General features: G+C 58.5%; 12 protein-coding genes. 9 read left to right on the top strand and 3 right to left on the bottom strand.

Annotated features, from left to right (window positions below; translation table 11 throughout):
- Positions 1 to 5 precede the first annotated feature (5 nt).
- The gene (locus ACNSOI_RS11450; protein ID WP_420194064.1) at positions 6 to 2,405 is read left to right on the top strand and encodes a Lon protease family protein; all 2,400 of its coding nucleotides are present in this window, start codon (positions 6 to 8) and stop codon (positions 2,403 to 2,405) included.
- A complete protein-coding gene (locus tag ACNSOI_RS11445; protein WP_420194063.1) occupies positions 2,395 to 3,252 on the top strand; it encodes a universal stress protein in 858 nt (285 codons plus the stop codon). Before ACNSOI_RS11450 ends, ACNSOI_RS11445 begins: the two co-directional genes overlap by 11 nt.
- Positions 3,253 to 3,265: 13 nt before the next feature.
- Here the strand turns inward: ACNSOI_RS11445 and ftsH are convergent, their stop codons facing one another.
- From ftsH to ggt, 3 genes are read right to left on the bottom strand one after another with little or no spacing between them, the layout of a single operon-like run.
- On the bottom strand, positions 3,266 to 5,167 hold the full coding sequence (gene ftsH, locus ACNSOI_RS11440) for an ATP-dependent zinc metalloprotease FtsH (RefSeq protein WP_061332733.1): 1,902 nt from the start codon (positions 5,165 to 5,167) through the stop codon (positions 3,266 to 3,268).
- Entirely contained in the window at positions 5,164 to 5,412 is a 249-nt protein-coding gene (locus ACNSOI_RS11435; RefSeq protein WP_058090531.1) for a YkoF family thiamine/hydroxymethylpyrimidine-binding protein, read from the bottom strand. Before ACNSOI_RS11435 ends, ftsH begins: the two co-directional genes overlap by 4 nt.
- 44 nt (positions 5,413 to 5,456) lie before the next feature.
- Positions 5,457 to 7,220: a gamma-glutamyltransferase gene (ggt, locus tag ACNSOI_RS11430; protein ID WP_420194062.1), complete on the bottom strand. Its 1,764-nt coding sequence runs from the start codon at positions 7,218 to 7,220 to the stop codon at positions 5,457 to 5,459.
- Positions 7,221 to 7,360: 140 nt separating this feature from the next.
- Here ggt and purU point away from each other — a divergent pair, with 140 nt between their 5' ends.
- From purU to cmk, 7 genes are all read left to right on the top strand, one after another.
- Complete coding sequence (gene purU / locus ACNSOI_RS11425) at positions 7,361 to 8,215, top strand: formyltetrahydrofolate deformylase (protein ID WP_058090533.1); 855 nt, start codon at positions 7,361 to 7,363, stop codon at positions 8,213 to 8,215.
- Between the two features lie 126 nt (positions 8,216 to 8,341).
- Positions 8,342 to 10,915 carry a DNA gyrase subunit A gene (gyrA, locus tag ACNSOI_RS11420; protein ID WP_138437600.1) on the top strand — a complete coding sequence of 858 codons (2,574 nt, stop codon included), beginning with the start codon at positions 8,342 to 8,344 and terminating at the stop codon, positions 10,913 to 10,915.
- Entirely contained in the window at positions 10,912 to 11,994 is a 1,083-nt protein-coding gene (gene serC / locus ACNSOI_RS11415; RefSeq protein WP_354448660.1) for a 3-phosphoserine/phosphohydroxythreonine transaminase, read from the top strand. Before gyrA ends, serC begins: the two co-directional genes overlap by 4 nt.
- A gap of 2 nt (positions 11,995 to 11,996) precedes the next feature.
- Positions 11,997 to 13,094 carry a prephenate dehydratase gene (gene pheA / locus ACNSOI_RS11410; RefSeq protein ID WP_354448658.1) on the top strand — a complete coding sequence of 366 codons (1,098 nt, stop codon included), beginning with the start codon at positions 11,997 to 11,999 and terminating at the stop codon, positions 13,092 to 13,094.
- 33 nt (positions 13,095 to 13,127) lie between these two features.
- On the top strand, positions 13,128 to 14,252 hold the full coding sequence (gene hisC / locus ACNSOI_RS11405; protein WP_286250269.1) for a histidinol-phosphate transaminase: 1,125 nt from the start codon (positions 13,128 to 13,130) through the stop codon (positions 14,250 to 14,252).
- Position 14,253: 1 nt separating this feature from the next.
- Entirely contained in the window at positions 14,254 to 16,482 is a 2,229-nt protein-coding gene (locus ACNSOI_RS11400) for a bifunctional prephenate dehydrogenase/3-phosphoshikimate 1-carboxyvinyltransferase (protein ID WP_286250267.1), read from the top strand.
- Positions 16,482 to 17,162, top strand: coding sequence for a (d)CMP kinase (gene cmk, locus ACNSOI_RS11395; RefSeq protein ID WP_061332741.1), 681 nt, complete (start codon positions 16,482 to 16,484; stop codon positions 17,160 to 17,162). Before ACNSOI_RS11400 ends, cmk begins: the two co-directional genes overlap by 1 nt.
- Positions 17,163 to 17,179: the final 17 nt, after the last annotated feature.

Here is a 17,179-nt window from a genome sequence, read left to right as displayed (position 1 = left end):
GAACAATGGCGCTACCTGCGGCGTTAACCGAAGACCAGATTTACCACCGTTGCCCGTTGGACAAGTTGAACTTTGAGACAACGGCAACGCTGGAGGAACTGGAACTTCCTTTTGGGCAGGAGCGCCTGCTGCGCGCGATGGAGTTTGGCGCCAGCATGGAGGCCAATGGCTTTAACCTGTTTGTACTGGGGCCATCCGGAGCGGGTAAGCACGAACTGGTCAGGCAGTTCCTCGATAAACACGCCTCAGGACAGCCGGTGCCTTCTGATTGGTGCCATGTTTTCAACTTCCAGCAATCCGACAAGCCGAACGCCATTGAGTTGCCGCCGGGTGAAGGCAGGATGTTCAAGCGTGATATGAGTGACCTGGCGGCAGAACTTAAAACGGCTATTCCGGCTACCTTTGAAAGTGAGGAGTATCAGGCCCGCATTCAGGAGCTTCAGGAAGAGGTGACCCGTCGCCAGCAGAAAGGCCTGTTCGCCATTCAGGAAGAAGCCAATGCCAACAACATTGCCATGATCACAACTCCGGCCGGCTTTACCTTTGCGCCCATGCGTAACGGCGAAGTGATTGAGCCGGAGGAATACAAGACCTTCTCTGATGATGAGAAGGCGCTGGTGGAGGCCAAGGTTGAAGACCTGCAGAAGAAACTGCAGCAGGCTATCCAGCAAGTGCCGCGGCTGCGCAAGGAAGTGCGGGAGCGTATCCATTCTCTGAACGAAGAGATGGTTCAGCTGACCCTGGGCGGCCCCATTGGCGAATTGCGCGAGAAGTGGTCGCACCTGCCGGAGGTGGTTGCCTACCTGGATGCGGTTCGGGAAGACGTGGTAGAACACGCCGAAGCCTTCCAGGATAGTGAAAACGGCGCCCCCGCCGGGTTGCTCAATCGTTACCGGGTGAACCTGTTGGTGGATAATTCGGAAACGCAGGGCGCCCCGGTGGTGTATGAGGACCTGCCCAATCACCAGCACCTGACCGGTCAGATTGAGCATCGTGCTCACCAGGGTAACCTGTACACGGACTTCACATTGATCCGGGCCGGTTCGCTGCATCGGGCCAACGGCGGTTTTCTGATCCTGGATGCCCGCCGCATTCTGACCCAGCCCATGGCCTGGGAAAGCCTGAAGCGTATCCTGTTTTCCAATGAAATTCGTATTGAATCCCTCGAGCGCCTGTACGGCCTTGCCACTACCGTCAGTCAGCAGCCTGAACCGATCCCGCTGAAAGTGAAAGTGGTGCTGGTGGGCGACCGGACCCTGTATTACCTGTTGGCACACTACGACCCGGACTTCCTCGATCTGTTCAAGGTTGAGGCAGATTTCGAGGATGATCTGGACCGGGATGGAGAGAGCTATCAGCTCTACGCCAGAATGCTTGCCACCATGGCCAAATCTGTAAAGGCCCGGCCAATGGACAAGCCCGCCGTGGGGCGTTTGATTGAGCATGCCAGTCGCCTGGCTGGTGACCAGAAAAAACTGACCGCCCATGACCGGGTATTGAAAGACCTGCTCAGCGAGGCAAATCACTGGGCTGCCCGTGCTGACAGCAAGCACATTGGCATCGGGCATATTCAACAGGCGATTGATGAGCGGGAGTTCCGCGCCAGCCGCATTCGGGAACGTAGCCTGGAGCAGATCTACCGGGGTGTGGTGATGATTGCCACAGACGGTGAGCAGGCGGGGCAGGTGAACGGCTTGTCTGTGTTGCAGATAGGTGCCACCCGTTTTGGTCAGCCTACCCGCATCACGGCCACCGCCCGGCCCGGCAAAGGCCAGGTGGTGGATATTGAGCGTGAGGCGAAACTTGGCGGGCCCATTCACAGTAAGGCGGTGATGATCTTGTCCCGCTTTCTGGCAGGCCGCTATGCGCCCATGGGTGATTTATCCCTGTCTGCGAGCCTCGCCTTCGAGCAATCCTACGGTGGCGTGGAAGGGGATTCAGCCTCGGTAGCGGAAACCTGTGTGCTGTTGTCTGCCATTACCGGCGTGCCGCTGAAACAGTCGTTGGCGGTGACCGGCTCCATGAACCAGCACGGTGAGGTTCAGGCAGTGGGAGGGGTGAATGAGAAAATTGAGGGCTTCTTCAATGTCTGCAAGAAAAACGGTGGGGTAAATGGCCACGGCGTGTTGCTACCCGCCAGTAACGTTGAGCACCTGATGTTGAATGAGGAGGTGCGCACGGCGGTTAGGGAGGGCGTGTTTGCCATTTACCCGATGACCCACATTGATCAGGCCATTGAGCTGATGACCGGCATGGCGCCAGGCTCGCCTGATGATGAGGGCGGTTATCCGGAAGGGTGCTTCAACCGTCGCGTGGCTGATCGTTTGGCTGAGTATGCAAAGGTAGGGCAAAAGAAGGAAGACGCCCAGGATAACGACAGCGGAGGCAAGAACGGTGACCGCTGAGCAACAGCTTCCGGTTGAGCCAGTGGGCCGGGTGCTGATTCTGTTGGATGGTTCAAGGTTAAGTTTGGCGGCTCTGGAGGCCGCGGCGGACATTGCCCATGCCCGCAAAGCCGAAGTGCTGGGGGTGTTCGTGGAAGAGGTGAACCTGTTGCGCTGCGCAGGTTACGGGTTCACAAGGGAAGTGGGCAGAAATTCCGGAGTCGCCCGGCCAATGGACCTTGCGGCTATTGAGGCCCGGATGCGCTCGCTGGCGGAGCAGGCGAGAAGATCGCTGGAGCGTGCCATGGCGCAACGGGGGCTTGCCCAGGCGCTCACCTTATGTCGTGGCCGTGTGGCAGATGAAGTACTGAATCTGGCGCGGCCGGGGGATTTGCTGGTGTTAGGCCGCGTGGGCTGGTCTGGCAGTCCGGGCTCTCGCCTTGGGTCCACGGCCAGGGTTCTGGTGAGCCAGGCGCTCGGGGATGTGTTGTTGTGGGCCGATCCGCCCATGCGGTCCCGAAATCGCATTGTGGTGCTGCTGAATCACGATCAAGGGGCGAACCATCGGGCTGTCAGGGTTGGCGCTGAGCTGGCGAGGCGTAACCGGCAGCCGTTGACGATCCTGGTGCGAACCGAAACCGGCCGTGATGAGCGTATCGCCGAGGATTTGCTGGCCTATATGGAAAGCGAGGGTATTACCGCCCGGGTCAGTTTCTTGCCCATGGCCAGTGCCGGAGCTGTTGCACGGGTGATCAGGGAGGAAGGCGCCTCGCAACTGGTGCTTAGCCGGCAGTGCAGCCTGTTCCGTGAGGAGGGTGCAGATACCCTGCTGATTGAAATGAACCTGCCGGTGACGGTAACACCCTGAAGCCAGCGGAGAATCATGCGATTTTCCGGTCGCCGGCTTTGCTCAACACCTCGGTGATTTCCTCCGTTGACAGGGTTTCGTGTTTCATCACCGCCTTGGCCAAGGCGTCCAATTCTTTGCGGTGTTCCTTGAGGAAGTTGACGGTGTAGGATTCCAGGTCCATGAGTTGCGACTGGATTTCTGAATCGATCAGGTCGGCCAGCTTTTCACTGTACTCCCGGGGGGCACCCATCTCCCGTCCCAGGAATACATGCTCCTCACCAATACCCAGTCCCAGTGGGCCCACTTTCTCACTCATGCCCCACTGGCCGATCATTCGGCGCAGCAATTTTGTGGCTTCTTTAAGATCGTTCTGGGCACCGGTGCTGACTTCTCCATAGATGATTTTCTCGGCGGAGCGGCCGCCCAGCATAACTTTGATGCGATCCCGCAGGTAGCTTTCGGTGTAGTTGTATTTGTCTTCCCGAGGAGTTTGTTCGGTTACGCCCATGGCCATGCCATGGGGGATGATGGTGATCTTGGTGAGTGGGTCGGCCTTGGGCATGTAATAGGCCATGATGGCGTGTCCGCACTCGTGGTAGGCCACCACTTCCCGTTCTTCCGGCGTTAGCTGGGCATCCCGCTCCTCGCCCAGAATCAGTCGGTCCCGGGCCTGCTCAAAGCAGTGGGCGTTAACCTCGTCCAGATTTTCCCTGGCGGCGGTCAGGGCCGCTTCGTTGACCAGGTTTTTCAGGTCTGCGCCGGAGAAACCGGTGGTGCGGGCCGATAACTGCGCAAGGTCCACATCGGCGGCCAGCGGCACTTTGCGCACGTGCACTTTGAGGATGGCTTCCCGGGCCTCTTTGTGCGGGCGATCCAGGGTGATCTTGCGGTCGAACCGGCCGGGGCGGAGCAGGGCGCTGTCCAGTACGTCCGGGCGGTTGGTGGCTGCCAGCACCAAAACATTCTCGTGGGCTTCGAAGCCATCCATCTCGGTCAGGATCTGGTTCAGGGTCTGTTCCCGTTCATCGTGTCCGCCGCCCAGGCCTGCGCCCCGGGAGCGGCCAATGGCATCCAGCTCGTCGATGAAGATCAGTGCGGGTGCCTCCTTGCGGGCATTCTGGAACATGTCCCGAACCCGTGCGGCACCCACTCCGACAAACATCTCGATAAATTCCGAGGCGCTGATGCTGAAGAAGGGTACTTCCGCCTCGCCAGCAATGGCCCTCGCCAACAGGGTTTTACCGGTTCCAGGCGGCCCCACCAGCAGCACGCCTTTGGGCATGACCGCCCCGAGGCGCCGGTATTTCTCGGGCGATTTCAGGAAGTCGATGATCTCCGCAATGTCGCGCTTGGCGGATTCTATACCTGCCACGTCATCCAGGGTGGTAGTTGAGGTTTCCTTGCGAGCCCGGCGGGCCCGGGACTTGGCATAGTCGAATGGTCCGCCACCTTGGGTCATTCGTTTTTGTGCCGCCCCCCAGAACCAGAACATCAGCGCCAGCAACAGTATCCAGGGCAGGAAGCCAAGAATCAGGTCCTGCCACCAGGGCCGGCCCGATGGCGCACCACGAATGACAACCTCTTGCCGCTCCAGCAATGACAGCAGATCCGGATCGTCAACCGGTGGCCGTAACGTCAGGAAATTCTCTGTGCTGCGCCCGGTATCGGAACTGAACCGGGCGGCACCGGCCTCGGTAAACCGGCCACGGATTTCTTCGTTGCGCAGGGTGACTTCCTGCACCTGCCCGTTCAGTACCGCTTCTTTAAACTCGGAATAGGCCAGTTCCTGCTGCTGCGAGCGACCGGTGTCCTGTAGCCACAAAAACATCAGGAAAAAGGCAGCGCTCAGCCACAGGAATGAATACTGGTTCGGTATGGCTGGTTGAGGCTTGTCGTTGTTATCGGGTTTGCCTGGTTCGTTCGGGTTGGTCATCTCGGCCTCCGGTCGCCCTCCATGATCTTGGCCACGAACACCGATTTTCCGTAGGTTTCGAAAGACCACTTCATGGTATCGGACAGCACGTTCATTACTTCATCATAGTCGCCGAAAATTTCGGTGCTCATACGCCCAGGATAGACTTCCAGGCCGGTTTGTTTCAGGCGATCAATCAGATCCCAGATCGGTTGCTTGTAATCGTCTTTAAGCGGATAACAGCTCAGCTGTACAGAAAGATACATGATTTGCCTCCCAAACAGTCCGAGGCGGGTCAATTCCCGCCCGGTTAAAAGCCCATCGCCGATGACGTGCTCCGGCGTGGATCGGCACCGCCATATAGGGTGCCATCCTCTCCAATCATAATACTCTGGATAGCGCCCATGGCGGCGCTGGTGGTGACCTCATGGCCTTTGGCCTCCAGCAGGCGCACGGTGTCCGGGCTGATGCCCTGTTCCATGCGGATTTCATCAGGCAGCCACTGATGGTGGATGCGGGGCACGGCAACAGCGGTCTGGATGTTCATGTTGTGGTCTATCACATTCATCAGAACCTGCAGGGTGGTGGTGATGATGCGGGAGCCGCCCGGGCTGCCGGTTACCAGGAAGTTGCGGTTGTTTTTGCGCACCACGGTCGGGGACATGGAGCTGAGCATGCGTTTGCCCGGTTCGATCTTGTTGGCCTCGCCGCCGATCAGACCGTAGGCATTGGGCTCACCCGGCTTGGCGCTGAAATCATCCATTTCGTTATTGAGCAGGAAACCAGCGCTCGCAACGGTAATGCCGGAACCATAGCTGAAGTTGATGGTGTAGGTGTTGGATACCGCATTGCCCCAGCGGTCCACCACGGAAAAATGAGTAGTCTCGGGGCTTTCAAAGGCAGCCGGCTGGCCGGGTTTGATATCGCTGGCGGGCCGTGCTTTGTCCGGGTTGATGCCTTTTCGCAGCTTTGCCGCATAGGCCCTGCTGGTCAGCCCGCGAAGCGGAACCTCCACGAAATCGGTATCGCCCAGGTATTCAGCCCGGTCGGCATAGGCCAGTTTCATGGCCTCGGCCATGTGATGAATGGTCGCGGCGGAATTGTGGCCCATCTCGGTGATGGGGAAGCCCTCAAGGATGTTGAGGATCTGGATGATATGGGTGCCGCCGGAGGAGGGTGGCGACATGGAGTAGATGTCGTAACCACGATATTGGCCATGCACCGGTTGCCGGACGGCGGGCCGATAGGCTTTGAGGTCATCCAGGGTGATCAGGCCGTCGTGGCGTTGCATCTCATCAACAATCAACTGGGCGGTCTTCCCCTGGTAAAAACCCGCTGGGCCATGCTCTGCAATGCGTTTAAGGGTGTCAGCCAGGTCGGGTTGTCTGAATAGTTCACCTGGTTGCGGTGCCGAACCGTCCTCCTTATAAAAGGTCGCCTTGGTAGCGGGCCAGCGTTGCAGGCGTTCTCTGGCTTGTTCCAGGCCTTCGGTGAAACGATGGGGAACCACGAAGCCCTCTTGCGCAAGCTGGATGGCCGGGGCCAAGGCTTCCTTTAATGAGAGAGTGCCGTGTCGTTCCAATGCCAGGGCCAGGCCGGCGACCGTGCCGGGAACGCCAGCGGCCTGGTGGCTGAAGCGGCTGCGTTGGCTGATGACGTTGCCCTCGTCATCCTGGAACATGGTTTCGCTGGCGCCGGCCGGGGCGGTTTCCCGGTAGTCGATGGCTTCTGGCGCGCTGCCGTCACCGGGCGCATATAAAAGAAAGCCGCCACCACCGATGTTGCCGGAGCGGGGCTGGGTTACCGCCAAAGCAAAACCTGCCACAACTGCTGCATCCATGGCGTTGCCGCCGTCTTTGAGAACCTGCAGGGCCACCTCGCTGGCCAGGGTGTGACTGGTGGCTACCATGCCCTGAGTGGCCTGAACCGGGTGGAATCGCTCGCCCTCAAGGATGGCCTGATTGCTGGCGTAGGCGGCATTCAGTACCAGTAACGCTATCAATGCGGCTGTCAGGCCCCACAGGCGCCTCAGTGGAATTCTTGGCCGGGGGCTGTGGATCACTCTGTGTGTCATTGGATTCCTCGTTTCTGGCTGCCAGATAGGCTATCATAGCCGGTCATTTTTACCGGTGCGCTCAGGCACGCCACCGCAGGCGGATGTCTGTGGTTTTCCGGCGCACCCGCTTTCCCGGATTCAAGTTAAGGAAAGGCTTAATGGAGCATACCTATCGTCTTGTTATTTCCTGCCCGGACCGGGTAGGGATTGTTGCCAAGGTGAGTAATTTTCTGTCCACCTACAACGGCTGGATTACCGAGGCGAGCCACCATTCAGACACTCAGTCTGGCTGGTTTTTCATGCGTCACGAGATCAAGGCTGAGTCGATCCCCTTCGGGCTTGATCAGTTTCGCGCCGCGTTCGAACCGATTGCCCGCGAATTCAACATGCGCTGGCACATCGCCGATTCCGCCCGGCCCAAACGCGTCATCCTGATGTGCAGCAAAGAATCACACTGTCTGGCGGACCTCCTGCACCGCTGGCACAGCAAGGAACTGAACGCCGAAATGGTGGCGGTTATTTCCAACCACGATGACCTTCGCCGGATGGTGGAATGGCACGATATTCCCTATCACCATATACCGGTCAGTAAGGAAAACAAGGCAGAAGCTTTTGCTCACATTGAAGAGCTTTTCCAGAAGTACGATGCCGACGTGGTGGTGCTGGCCCGTTACATGCAGATTCTGCCGGCTGAGCTGTGCGAAAAGTACGCTGGCAAGGTGATCAACATTCACCACAGCTTCCTGCCGTCGTTTGCCGGGGCCCGCCCATATCACCAGGCCTACAGCCGGGGTGTGAAGCTGATCGGGGCCACCTGCCACTACGTGACCCAGGACCTGGACGAAGGCCCGATCATCGAGCAAGACGTGATTCGCATCAGCCACAGCGATTCCATTGAAGATATGGTTCGCCTGGGCAAAGACGTTGAAAAGAACGTGCTGGCCCGCGGTCTTCGGTCTCATATCGAAGACCGCGTGATTACCTACGAAAACAAGACCGTAGTGTTCGATTAAGGCTGTGCCACAGTCGCCCCTCGGGGCAGTGGACTGTGGTATGCTTGGCGGCTTGTTGAAGAATAAAGACGGGGCCCGGAAACGGCCCCGGTACGACTTCCAGATAACGCAAAGGAACCTTTCTCGATGGGTGAGTTAGCCAAAGAGATCCTGCCGGTCAATATTGAAGACGAATTGAAGCAGTCCTACCTAGATTACGCCATGAGCGTTATCGTCGGCCGGGCTCTGCCAGACGTGCGTGACGGCCTCAAGCCGGTGCACCGTCGGGTGCTGTTCGCCATGTCCGAGTTGGGTAACGACTGGAACAAGGCATACAAGAAATCCGCCCGTGTGGTGGGTGACGTTATCGGTAAATATCACCCCCATGGTGACTCAGCCGTTTACGACACCATTGTTCGTATGGCCCAGCCGTTCTCCTTACGCTACCCGCTGGTGGATGGTCAGGGTAACTTCGGGTCCATCGACGGCGACAACGCCGCCGCGATGCGTTACACCGAAATCCGCATGGAGAAAATTGCCCATTCGCTGCTGGCGGACCTGGACAAGGAAACCGTGGATTTCGTCGACAACTACGACGGCACCGAGCGTATTCCGGAAGTCCTGCCTACCCGTGTACCGAACCTGCTGGTCAATGGTTCTTCCGGTATTGCCGTAGGTATGGCGACCAACATTCCGCCCCACAACCTGACCGAAGTGGTCAATGGTTGTCTGGCGCTGATTGATAACCCGGACCTGTCCATCGACGAGCTGATGGAGTTCATTCCGGGCCCGGATTTCCCGACCCAGGGCATCATCAACGGCCGTGCCGGTATCGTTGAAGCCTACCGCACTGGTCGTGGCCGCATTTACATCCGCGCCCGCCACGAGATTGAGCACGACAAGAAAACCAATCGTGACGCCATCATCATCACCGAACTGCCGTACCAGCTGAACAAGGCCCGGTTGATCGAAAAGATTGCTGAACTGGTTAAAGAGAAGCGCCTGGAAGGCATCACCGAGCTGCGTGATGAATCCAACAAGGAAGGCATCCGGGTGGTAATCGAGCTTCGCCGTGGTGAAAACCCCGAAGTGATCGTGAACAATCTGTTCGCCCACACTCAGCTGCAAACCGTGTTCGGTATCAACATGGTAGCGCTGATCAACGGCGAGCCGAAGATTCTGAACCTGAAGGAAATGCTCGATGCGTTCGTTCGCCATCGCCGTGAAGTGGTGACGCGCCGAACCATCTATGAGCTGCGCAAGGCCCGCGAGCGCGGCCATATCCTGGAAGGTCTGACGGTTGCCCTGGCCAACATCGATGAAATGATCGAGCTGATCAAGGCATCACCGAGCTCTGTGGAAGCCAAAGAAAAGCTGATGTCCAAGGGCTGGGTGCCGGGTGATGTTCTGGCCATGCTGGAGCGTGCCGGTGAAGACGCCTGCCGCCCGGACGATCTGCCGGAGATCTACGGCCTCCGCGATGGCCTGTATTACCTGTCTCCGGAGCAGACCCAGGCTATTCTGGATATGCGTCTGCACCGCCTGACCGGTCTGGAAACCGAAAAACTCCAGAACGAGTACAAGGATATCCTCGAGAAGATCGCCGGCCTGCTGGAAATTCTGGCAGACCCGGACCGCCTGATGCAGGTCATCCGTGAAGAGCTGGAAGCCGTGGTAGCCGAGTTCGGTGACGAACGCCGCACCGAGATCACCAGCTCGCAGCGCGACCTGACCATTGCGGACCTGATTGATGAAGAAGACCTGGTGGTCACCATTTCCCACAGTGGTTATGCCAAGACCCAGGCCGTGGAAGATTACCAGGCCCAGCGCCGTGGAGGCCGGGGCAAGGCGGCAACCTCGATGAAAGACGAAGACTTCATCGAGAAGCTGCTGGTGGCCAACTCCCACGATACGATTTTGTGTTTCTCTAACCGTGGCAAAGTGTATTGGTTGCGGGTGTTCGAGATTCCCCGGGGCAGCCGTGGTTCCCGTGGTCGGCCGATGGTCAACATTCTGCCGCTGGAAGAAGATGAACGTATCACTACGTTCCTGCCGGTGCGGGATTACCCGGAAGATCAGTTTGTGCTGATGGCCACCTCTGCCGGTGTGGTCAAGAAAACCCCGCTGCCGAACTTCTCCCGTCCGCGCAGCAGTGGTCTGATTGCTTTGAACCTGGACGAAGGCGATACCCTGATTGGCGCGGCCATTACCGATGGTTCCGCCGAAGTGATGCTGTTTTCCACTGCGGGCAAAGCCGTTCGTTTCCAAGAGGAGCAGGTACGCCCGATGAGCCGGACCGCCCGTGGTGTACGTGGTATCAAGATGCCGGAAGGCCACCATGTGGTGTCCCTGATCATCCCACAGGAAGGCGGTGTGATTCTTACTGCCAGTGAGCACGGCTACGGCAAGCGTACCGCCATTGATGAGTTCCCGGCATACAGCCGTGGCAGCCAGGGCGTTATCGCCATGCAGTGCTCCGAGCGTAACGGTAATTTGGTCACGGCGCTTCAGCTGTTTGAAGGCGACGAGATGATGCTGATCTCCGACAAGGGCACCCTGGTGCGTACCCGCACTGATGAAGTTTCGGTGCTCAGCCGGAACACCCAGGGTGTGCGCCTGATTCGCTTGTCTCAGGAAGATGAACGCCTGGTGGGTGTGGAGCGTATTGCAGAATCTGATGACGACGACGTCGAAGTAGAAGGCGAGGAAACCGAAGAATGAGCAGGGCGTTTAATTTCTGTGCCGGTCCGGCCACCTTGCCGGAAGCCGTGCTGAAGCAGGCTCGTGACGAGATGCTGGATTGGCGTGGCACCGGTATGTCGGTTATGGAAATGAGCCATCGTAGTGACGAGTTTGTGGCCATTGCCGATGCGGCTGAGAAGGACCTTCGGGAACTTGCAGGCATTTCAGATGATTACGCCGTACTCTTCATGCAGGGTGGAGCTTCCAGTCAGTTCTCCACCATTCCGCTGAACCTGCTGGGTGACAAGTCCTCGGCCGATTACGTGAACACCGGTATCTGGTCCAAAAAGGCCATTGCTGAGGCCAAGCGCTATGGTAACGTGAATGTGGTGGCCAGCTCCGAGGATGGCGGGTTTACCACCATTCCAGATCAGTCTAGCTGGAATGCCAGTGCCGACGCCGCTTACCTGCACTACACCCCCAATGAAACCATCGGTGGCCTGGAATACGACTTCGTTCCGGACAGCGGCAGGGTGCCGCTGGTGGCGGATATGTCGTCCACCATGCTGTCACGCCCGGTGGATATCAACAAGTTCGGGCTGATTTACGCTGGCGCCCAGAAGAACATCGGGCCGTCGGGCCTGGTGGTGGTCATTATCCGCAAAGACTTGCTGGGTAAGGCTCGTAAGGAAACGCCGACCATGATGAACTATCAGGTCATCGCGGATAACGGCTCCATGTACAACACCCCGGCCACCTATTCCTGGTATCTGTCTGGCCTGGTGTTCAAGTGGCTGAAAGAGCAGGGTGGCGTGAAAGCCATGGGCGAAATCAACGCCCGTAAAGCCCGGAAGTTGTATGACTTTATCGACACCAATGATTTCTACGCCAACCCCATTGAGCCGCGCTTCCGTTCCTGGATGAACATACCGTTTACCCTGGCGGACGATACTCTCAATGGTGAGTTCCTGAAAGGTGCAGAAGCGCGCCGGTTGCTCAACTTGCAGGGGCACCGCTCTGTGGGTGGTATGCGCGCCAGTATCTACAACGCCATGCCGGAAGAGGGCGTGGATGCGTTGATTGACTATATGGCGGAATTTGCGAAGGAGCGGGGCTGATCATGACGGATGAGAAGACCCGCCTGGGCGAACTGCGGGACGAAATAGACAGCCTTGATCAACAGATCATGCAGTTGATCAGCGCTCGCGCCAAGTGTGCCCAGGAAGTGGCCAATGTGAAGATGGCTGCCAATCCTGGCCAGAACGTGTTCTTCTACCGTCCCGAACGGGAAGCCCAGGTGCTGCGCCGCATCAAGGAGCAGAACCCGGGGCCGTTGCCGGCCGAAGAGATGGCCCGATTGTTCCGAGAGATCATGTCTGCCTGCCTGGCGCTGGAAAAACCGATGCACATCGCGTTCCTGGGGCCCTTGGGCACCTTTACCCAGGCGGCGGCGCTCAAACACTTTGGCCATTCGGTTATCAGCGTTCCACTGCCAGCCATTGACGCAGTGTTCCGTGAGGTGGAATCCGGTGCGGCCCAATACGGTGTGGTGCCGGTGGAGAACTCCACCGAAGGCATGGTCAACCACACGCTGGATATGTTTATTTCCTCGCCGTTGAAGATTTGCGGTGAAGTGCAGCTGCGCATACACCACCATTTGCTGGTCTCGCCCAAACACAAAGACCAGGACATTACCCGCATCTATTCCCATCAGCAGTCGTTTGCCCAGTGCCGCCAGTGGCTGGATACGCACCGCTACGGCATTGAGCGCATCACCGTTTCCAGCAATGCGGAAGCAGCCCGCCGTGCGGCGGAAGAGCCCGGCTCCGCCGCGATTGCCGGCGATATGGCCGCCGAGCTGTACGGCCTCGAAAAGCTGTCCAGCAGCATTGAGGACCGCCCGGACAACACCACCCGCTTCCTTACTATCGGGCGCGAAGAGGTGCCGGCCAGCGGCCAGGACAAGTCATCCGTACTGGTTTCCATGCGCAACAAACCTGGCGCCCTGTATGCGGTGCTGGAGCCTTTCCATCGCCATGGCATCAGCTTGACTCGCATCGAAACCCGGCCGTCGCCCAGTGGTACCTGGGCCTATGTGTTCTACATCGATTTCGAGGGGCACGTGGAAGATGAGCAGGTAAAGAAAGTGTTGTCAGAAATCGACCAGGAAGCCGTGGAGCTGAAGCGCCTGGGCTCCTATCCCATCGGCGTGCTTTGATTCCTGAACAGACCTCAACGGGAGGAAAGTTGAATGGCAGTGGATTACCAGAGTCTTGCGGTAAAAGGTGTTCAGGCTCTGTCTCCGTATCAGCCCGGTAAGCCCATTGAGGAGCTTGCCCGGGAACTGGGGTTGAATCCCGCGGAGATCATCAAGCTGGCCAGCAACGAGAACCCTCTGGGGCCCAGTGAGAAGGCCCTGGCGGCCGCTCGTAAAGCGCTGGAAGAACTTTGCCTGTACCCTGATGGCAATGGCTTTGAGCTGAAACAGGCACTGGCCAACCGGTTCGGCGTGGGTATGGATCAGATTACCTTGGGTAACGGCTCTAATGATGTGCTCGAGGTGATTGCCCGCTGTTTTGCCGACACCGAGAGTGAAGTGGTGTTTTCCCAATATGCCTTTGCGGTTTATCCCATCGTTACCCAGGCCATTGGTGCCAAAGGGGTGCCGGTTCCCGCCAAAGAGTGGGGGCACGATCTGGATGCCATGGCGGCGGCGGTGACCGAACGTACCAAGTTGGTGTTCGTGGCCAACCCCAACAATCCTACCGGAACCGTACATACCGCCAGAGCCATTGAGTCGTTTCTGGATAAAATCCCGGAGCGGGTGCTGGTGGTTTTGGATGAAGCCTACTGCGAGTACCTGACCGGCGAGGAATACCCGGATGGCATCAAGCTACTTGAACGTTATCCGAACCTGATCGTCTGTCGCACCTTCTCCAAAGCCTGGGGTCTGGCCGCGTTACGGGTTGGCTATGCCGTAAGCTCGCCCGCCATTGCTGATATCCTGAACCGGGTGCGGCAGCCGTTTAATGTTGACTCGGTCGCCCTTGCGGCGGCCACGGCGGTTTTGCAGGATGAAGCCTATCTGAATCGTTCCCGGGAAGTGAATGCGGCTGGCCTGCGTCAGCTATCGGAAGCCTTTGAATTAATAGGCCTGCCTTATATCCCATCTGCGGGTAATTTTATTGCCGTTGAAGTGGGTGATCAGGCCCAGGGAATCTATCAGTCGCTGCTGTCTCATGGTGTGATTGTTCGCCCGATTGCCGGCTATGGCATGCCTCTTCACCTGCGGGTGTCGGTGGGGCTCCCAGAGGAAAACGAGCGATTCCTGGATGCCTTGTCCCAGTCCCTGGCGGCTGCCGGGCAGGGGGGCTGAGGTGGCTGATAACCAGCCTCTTTTTCAGCGTGTTGCTGTCATTGGCCTTGGGCTGATAGGTGGTTCCCTCGCCAGCGCCATTCGCAGCCACAACCTGGCGCGGGTTGTCGTGGGCTTTGATCAAAAACCGGAAGACGCGGCACTGGGCGTGGACCTCGGTGTTATTGACCAGGCAGCGACCACCCTGGAACAGGCGGTGCGAGGCAGTGATCTGGTGGTCCTGGCCGTGCCGGTGCGGGCAACGCGGGTGGTGCTTGAACAGATAAGACCCTGGCTGGCGAGTGACGCAGTGTTGACCGATGTCGGCAGCACCAAGTCCAGTTTCGTCGCAGATGTTAAAGCCGTATTCGGCAGCCTGTCGCCAAGAGTGATCCCTGGGCATCCGATTGCCGGCTCGGAGAAAAGTGGTATCCGGGCGGCCAACCCGGACCTGTTCGCCAATCACAAAGTCATTCTGACCCCGGCCGACGATGCCGATGCGGCGGCGCTTTCAGGGCTTACGGCGCTGTGGGAGGGCACCGGTGCAACGGTCCTGACCATGTCGGTGGCGTATCACGACGAAGTGTTGGCGGCCACCAGTCATTTGCCCCATCTCATTGCTTTTTCCCTGGTGGACACCCTGGCGGGCGAAGACGAGAATATGGACATTTTCCGGTACGCCGCCGGTGGCTTCCGGGACTTCACCCGCATTGCCGCCAGTGATCCGGTAATGTGGCATGACATTTTTTTGTCAAACCGCGATGCCGTGTTGCGCGTGATTGACCATTTTACCCAAGACCTGGATCAGCTCAGGGCGGCCATTGCCAATGGCGATGGCGCAACCCTGCTGCGGGTTTTCAGTCGCGCCAAAGCGGCGCGGGAACATTTTTCGAAGATGCTTTCAGGACAGGCTTACGTGACTAACAATACCGACAAGCAGGTTATTTTTTCTATGCAGCCCGGCGGTTCCGTTCGGGGTGACATTCGGGTTCCGGGTGACAAATCCATGTCGCACCGGTCGATCATGCTGGGTGCCCTGGCCGAAGGTATTACCGAGGTGAAGGGCTTTCTGGAAGGTGAGGACAGCCTGGCCACCTTGCAGGCATTCAGGGATATGGGCGTAACCATTGAGGGCCCGGAAGACGGCTTCGTGCGCATTCATGGCGTGGGTATGCACGGGCTCCAGGCACCGCGCGGCCCTCTGTACCTGGGTAACTCCGGTACGGCTATGCGCCTGTTCTCTGGCCTGCTGGCGGCGCAGCCGTTTGACTCCGAGTTAACCGGCGATGCCAGCTTGTCCAAGCGCCCAATGGGCCGGGTTGCTGACCCGCTGCGTGCGATGGGTGCGGTGATTGATACCGCCGAGGGTGGTCGCCCACCGCTCAGGATCCGCGGCGGTAACCCGTTGACCGGTATCCACTATGAAATGCCGGTTGCCAGTGCCCAGGTCAAGTCCTGCCTGCTACTGGCGGGCCTGTACGCCGAAGGCGTGACGTCGGTAACTGAACCCGCACCGACCCGTGACCATACCGAACGAATGCTGGAGGGCTTCGGTTACCACGTTCACCGTGATGGAGCCACAGCCAGCGTCACCGGTGGTGGCAAGCTGACTGCCTGCGCCATTGACGTGCCGGCGGATATTTCCTCGGCGGCATTCTTCCTGGTGGCGGCGAGTATCGCACCGGATTCCGACCTGACCCTGCGCCATGTTGGCATGAACCCGACACGGGTAGGGGTGATCAATATCCTTCGCCAGATGGGTGCCAACATTGAGGTACTCGAAGAGCGGGTGATTGGCGGTGAGCCTGTGGCTGACCTGCGCGTTCGGTCCGCAGAGCTGCGCGGGATTGATATTCCGGAAGACCAGGTGCCGCTGGCGATCGACGAATTCCCGGTGCTGTTTATTGCTGCAACCTGCGCCAAGGGCCGCACCGTGTTGCGTGGGGCAGAAGAGCTTCGGGTAAAAGAAAGTGACCGGATTCAGGTCATGGCGGACGGGCTTGCGGCTCTGGGCGTTGAAACCACGGTTACTCCGGATGGTATTGTCATCGAGGGCGGCCAGACCATTGGTGGCGGCACGGTTGAAAGCCATGAAGATCACCGGATCTCCATGTCGTTCGCCGTTGCCTCTCTGCGAGCCACTGGCCCTATCCGCATCAACGATTGTGCAAATGTGGCTACGTCGTTCCCGGGCTTTGTTGACCTGGCCAAACAGACTGGCATTCAAATCAGTACAGAAGGCGAGTTTTAATGACCCAAAGCAAGGCACCGGTAATCGCCGTTGATGGTCCCGGAGGTTCCGGTAAAGGTACCATCACTCAGATGCTGGCCAGAAAGCTTGGCTGGCATCTGCTCGACAGCGGGGCGCTTTATCGGTTGACGGCATTGGCGGCTATGCGACAGGGCGTGGCATTGAATGACGAAGCCGGTCTGGTAAAGGTGGCGGCCACCCTGGATGTGGCTTTCGAGCCCACCGGCGAAGGCCACCCGGTAAAGGTGGTGCTGGCAGGTGAGGACGTAACCTCGGAAATCCGCACTGAAACCTGTGGCGACAATGCCTCAAAGGTGGCGGTGATACAGCCGGTGCGGGATGCGCTGTTGCAACGCCAGCGGGATTTTCGGCAGCTGCCCGGGCTGGTGGCAGATGGTCGGGATATGGGAACGGTGGTTTTCCCCGATGCGCCGGTAAAGATATTCCTGACCGCCAGTGCCGAGGAGCGGGCGCGGCGCCGTTATAATCAGTTGAAGCAAGCAGGGGTCGATGTTAACATTGACGCCCTTTTGGAAGAGATACGGGTGCGTGACGATCGGGATATGAACCGGTCAGCGGCCCCTCTCAAGCCTGCAGATGATGCGCAAGTCATTGATTCTACGGGTTTGAGTATAGAAGAGGTGTTAGACAGGTGTATGGCCGCAGCAGGTCAGGCCTGACTACACCTTTTTGTTGT

This window comes from Marinobacter sp. GH_1, from assembly GCF_048595985.1.
GTDB classification, from domain to species: domain Bacteria; phylum Pseudomonadota; class Gammaproteobacteria; order Pseudomonadales; family Oleiphilaceae; genus Marinobacter; species Marinobacter shengliensis.
This window is presented reverse-complemented; position numbering and strand designations above follow the sequence as displayed.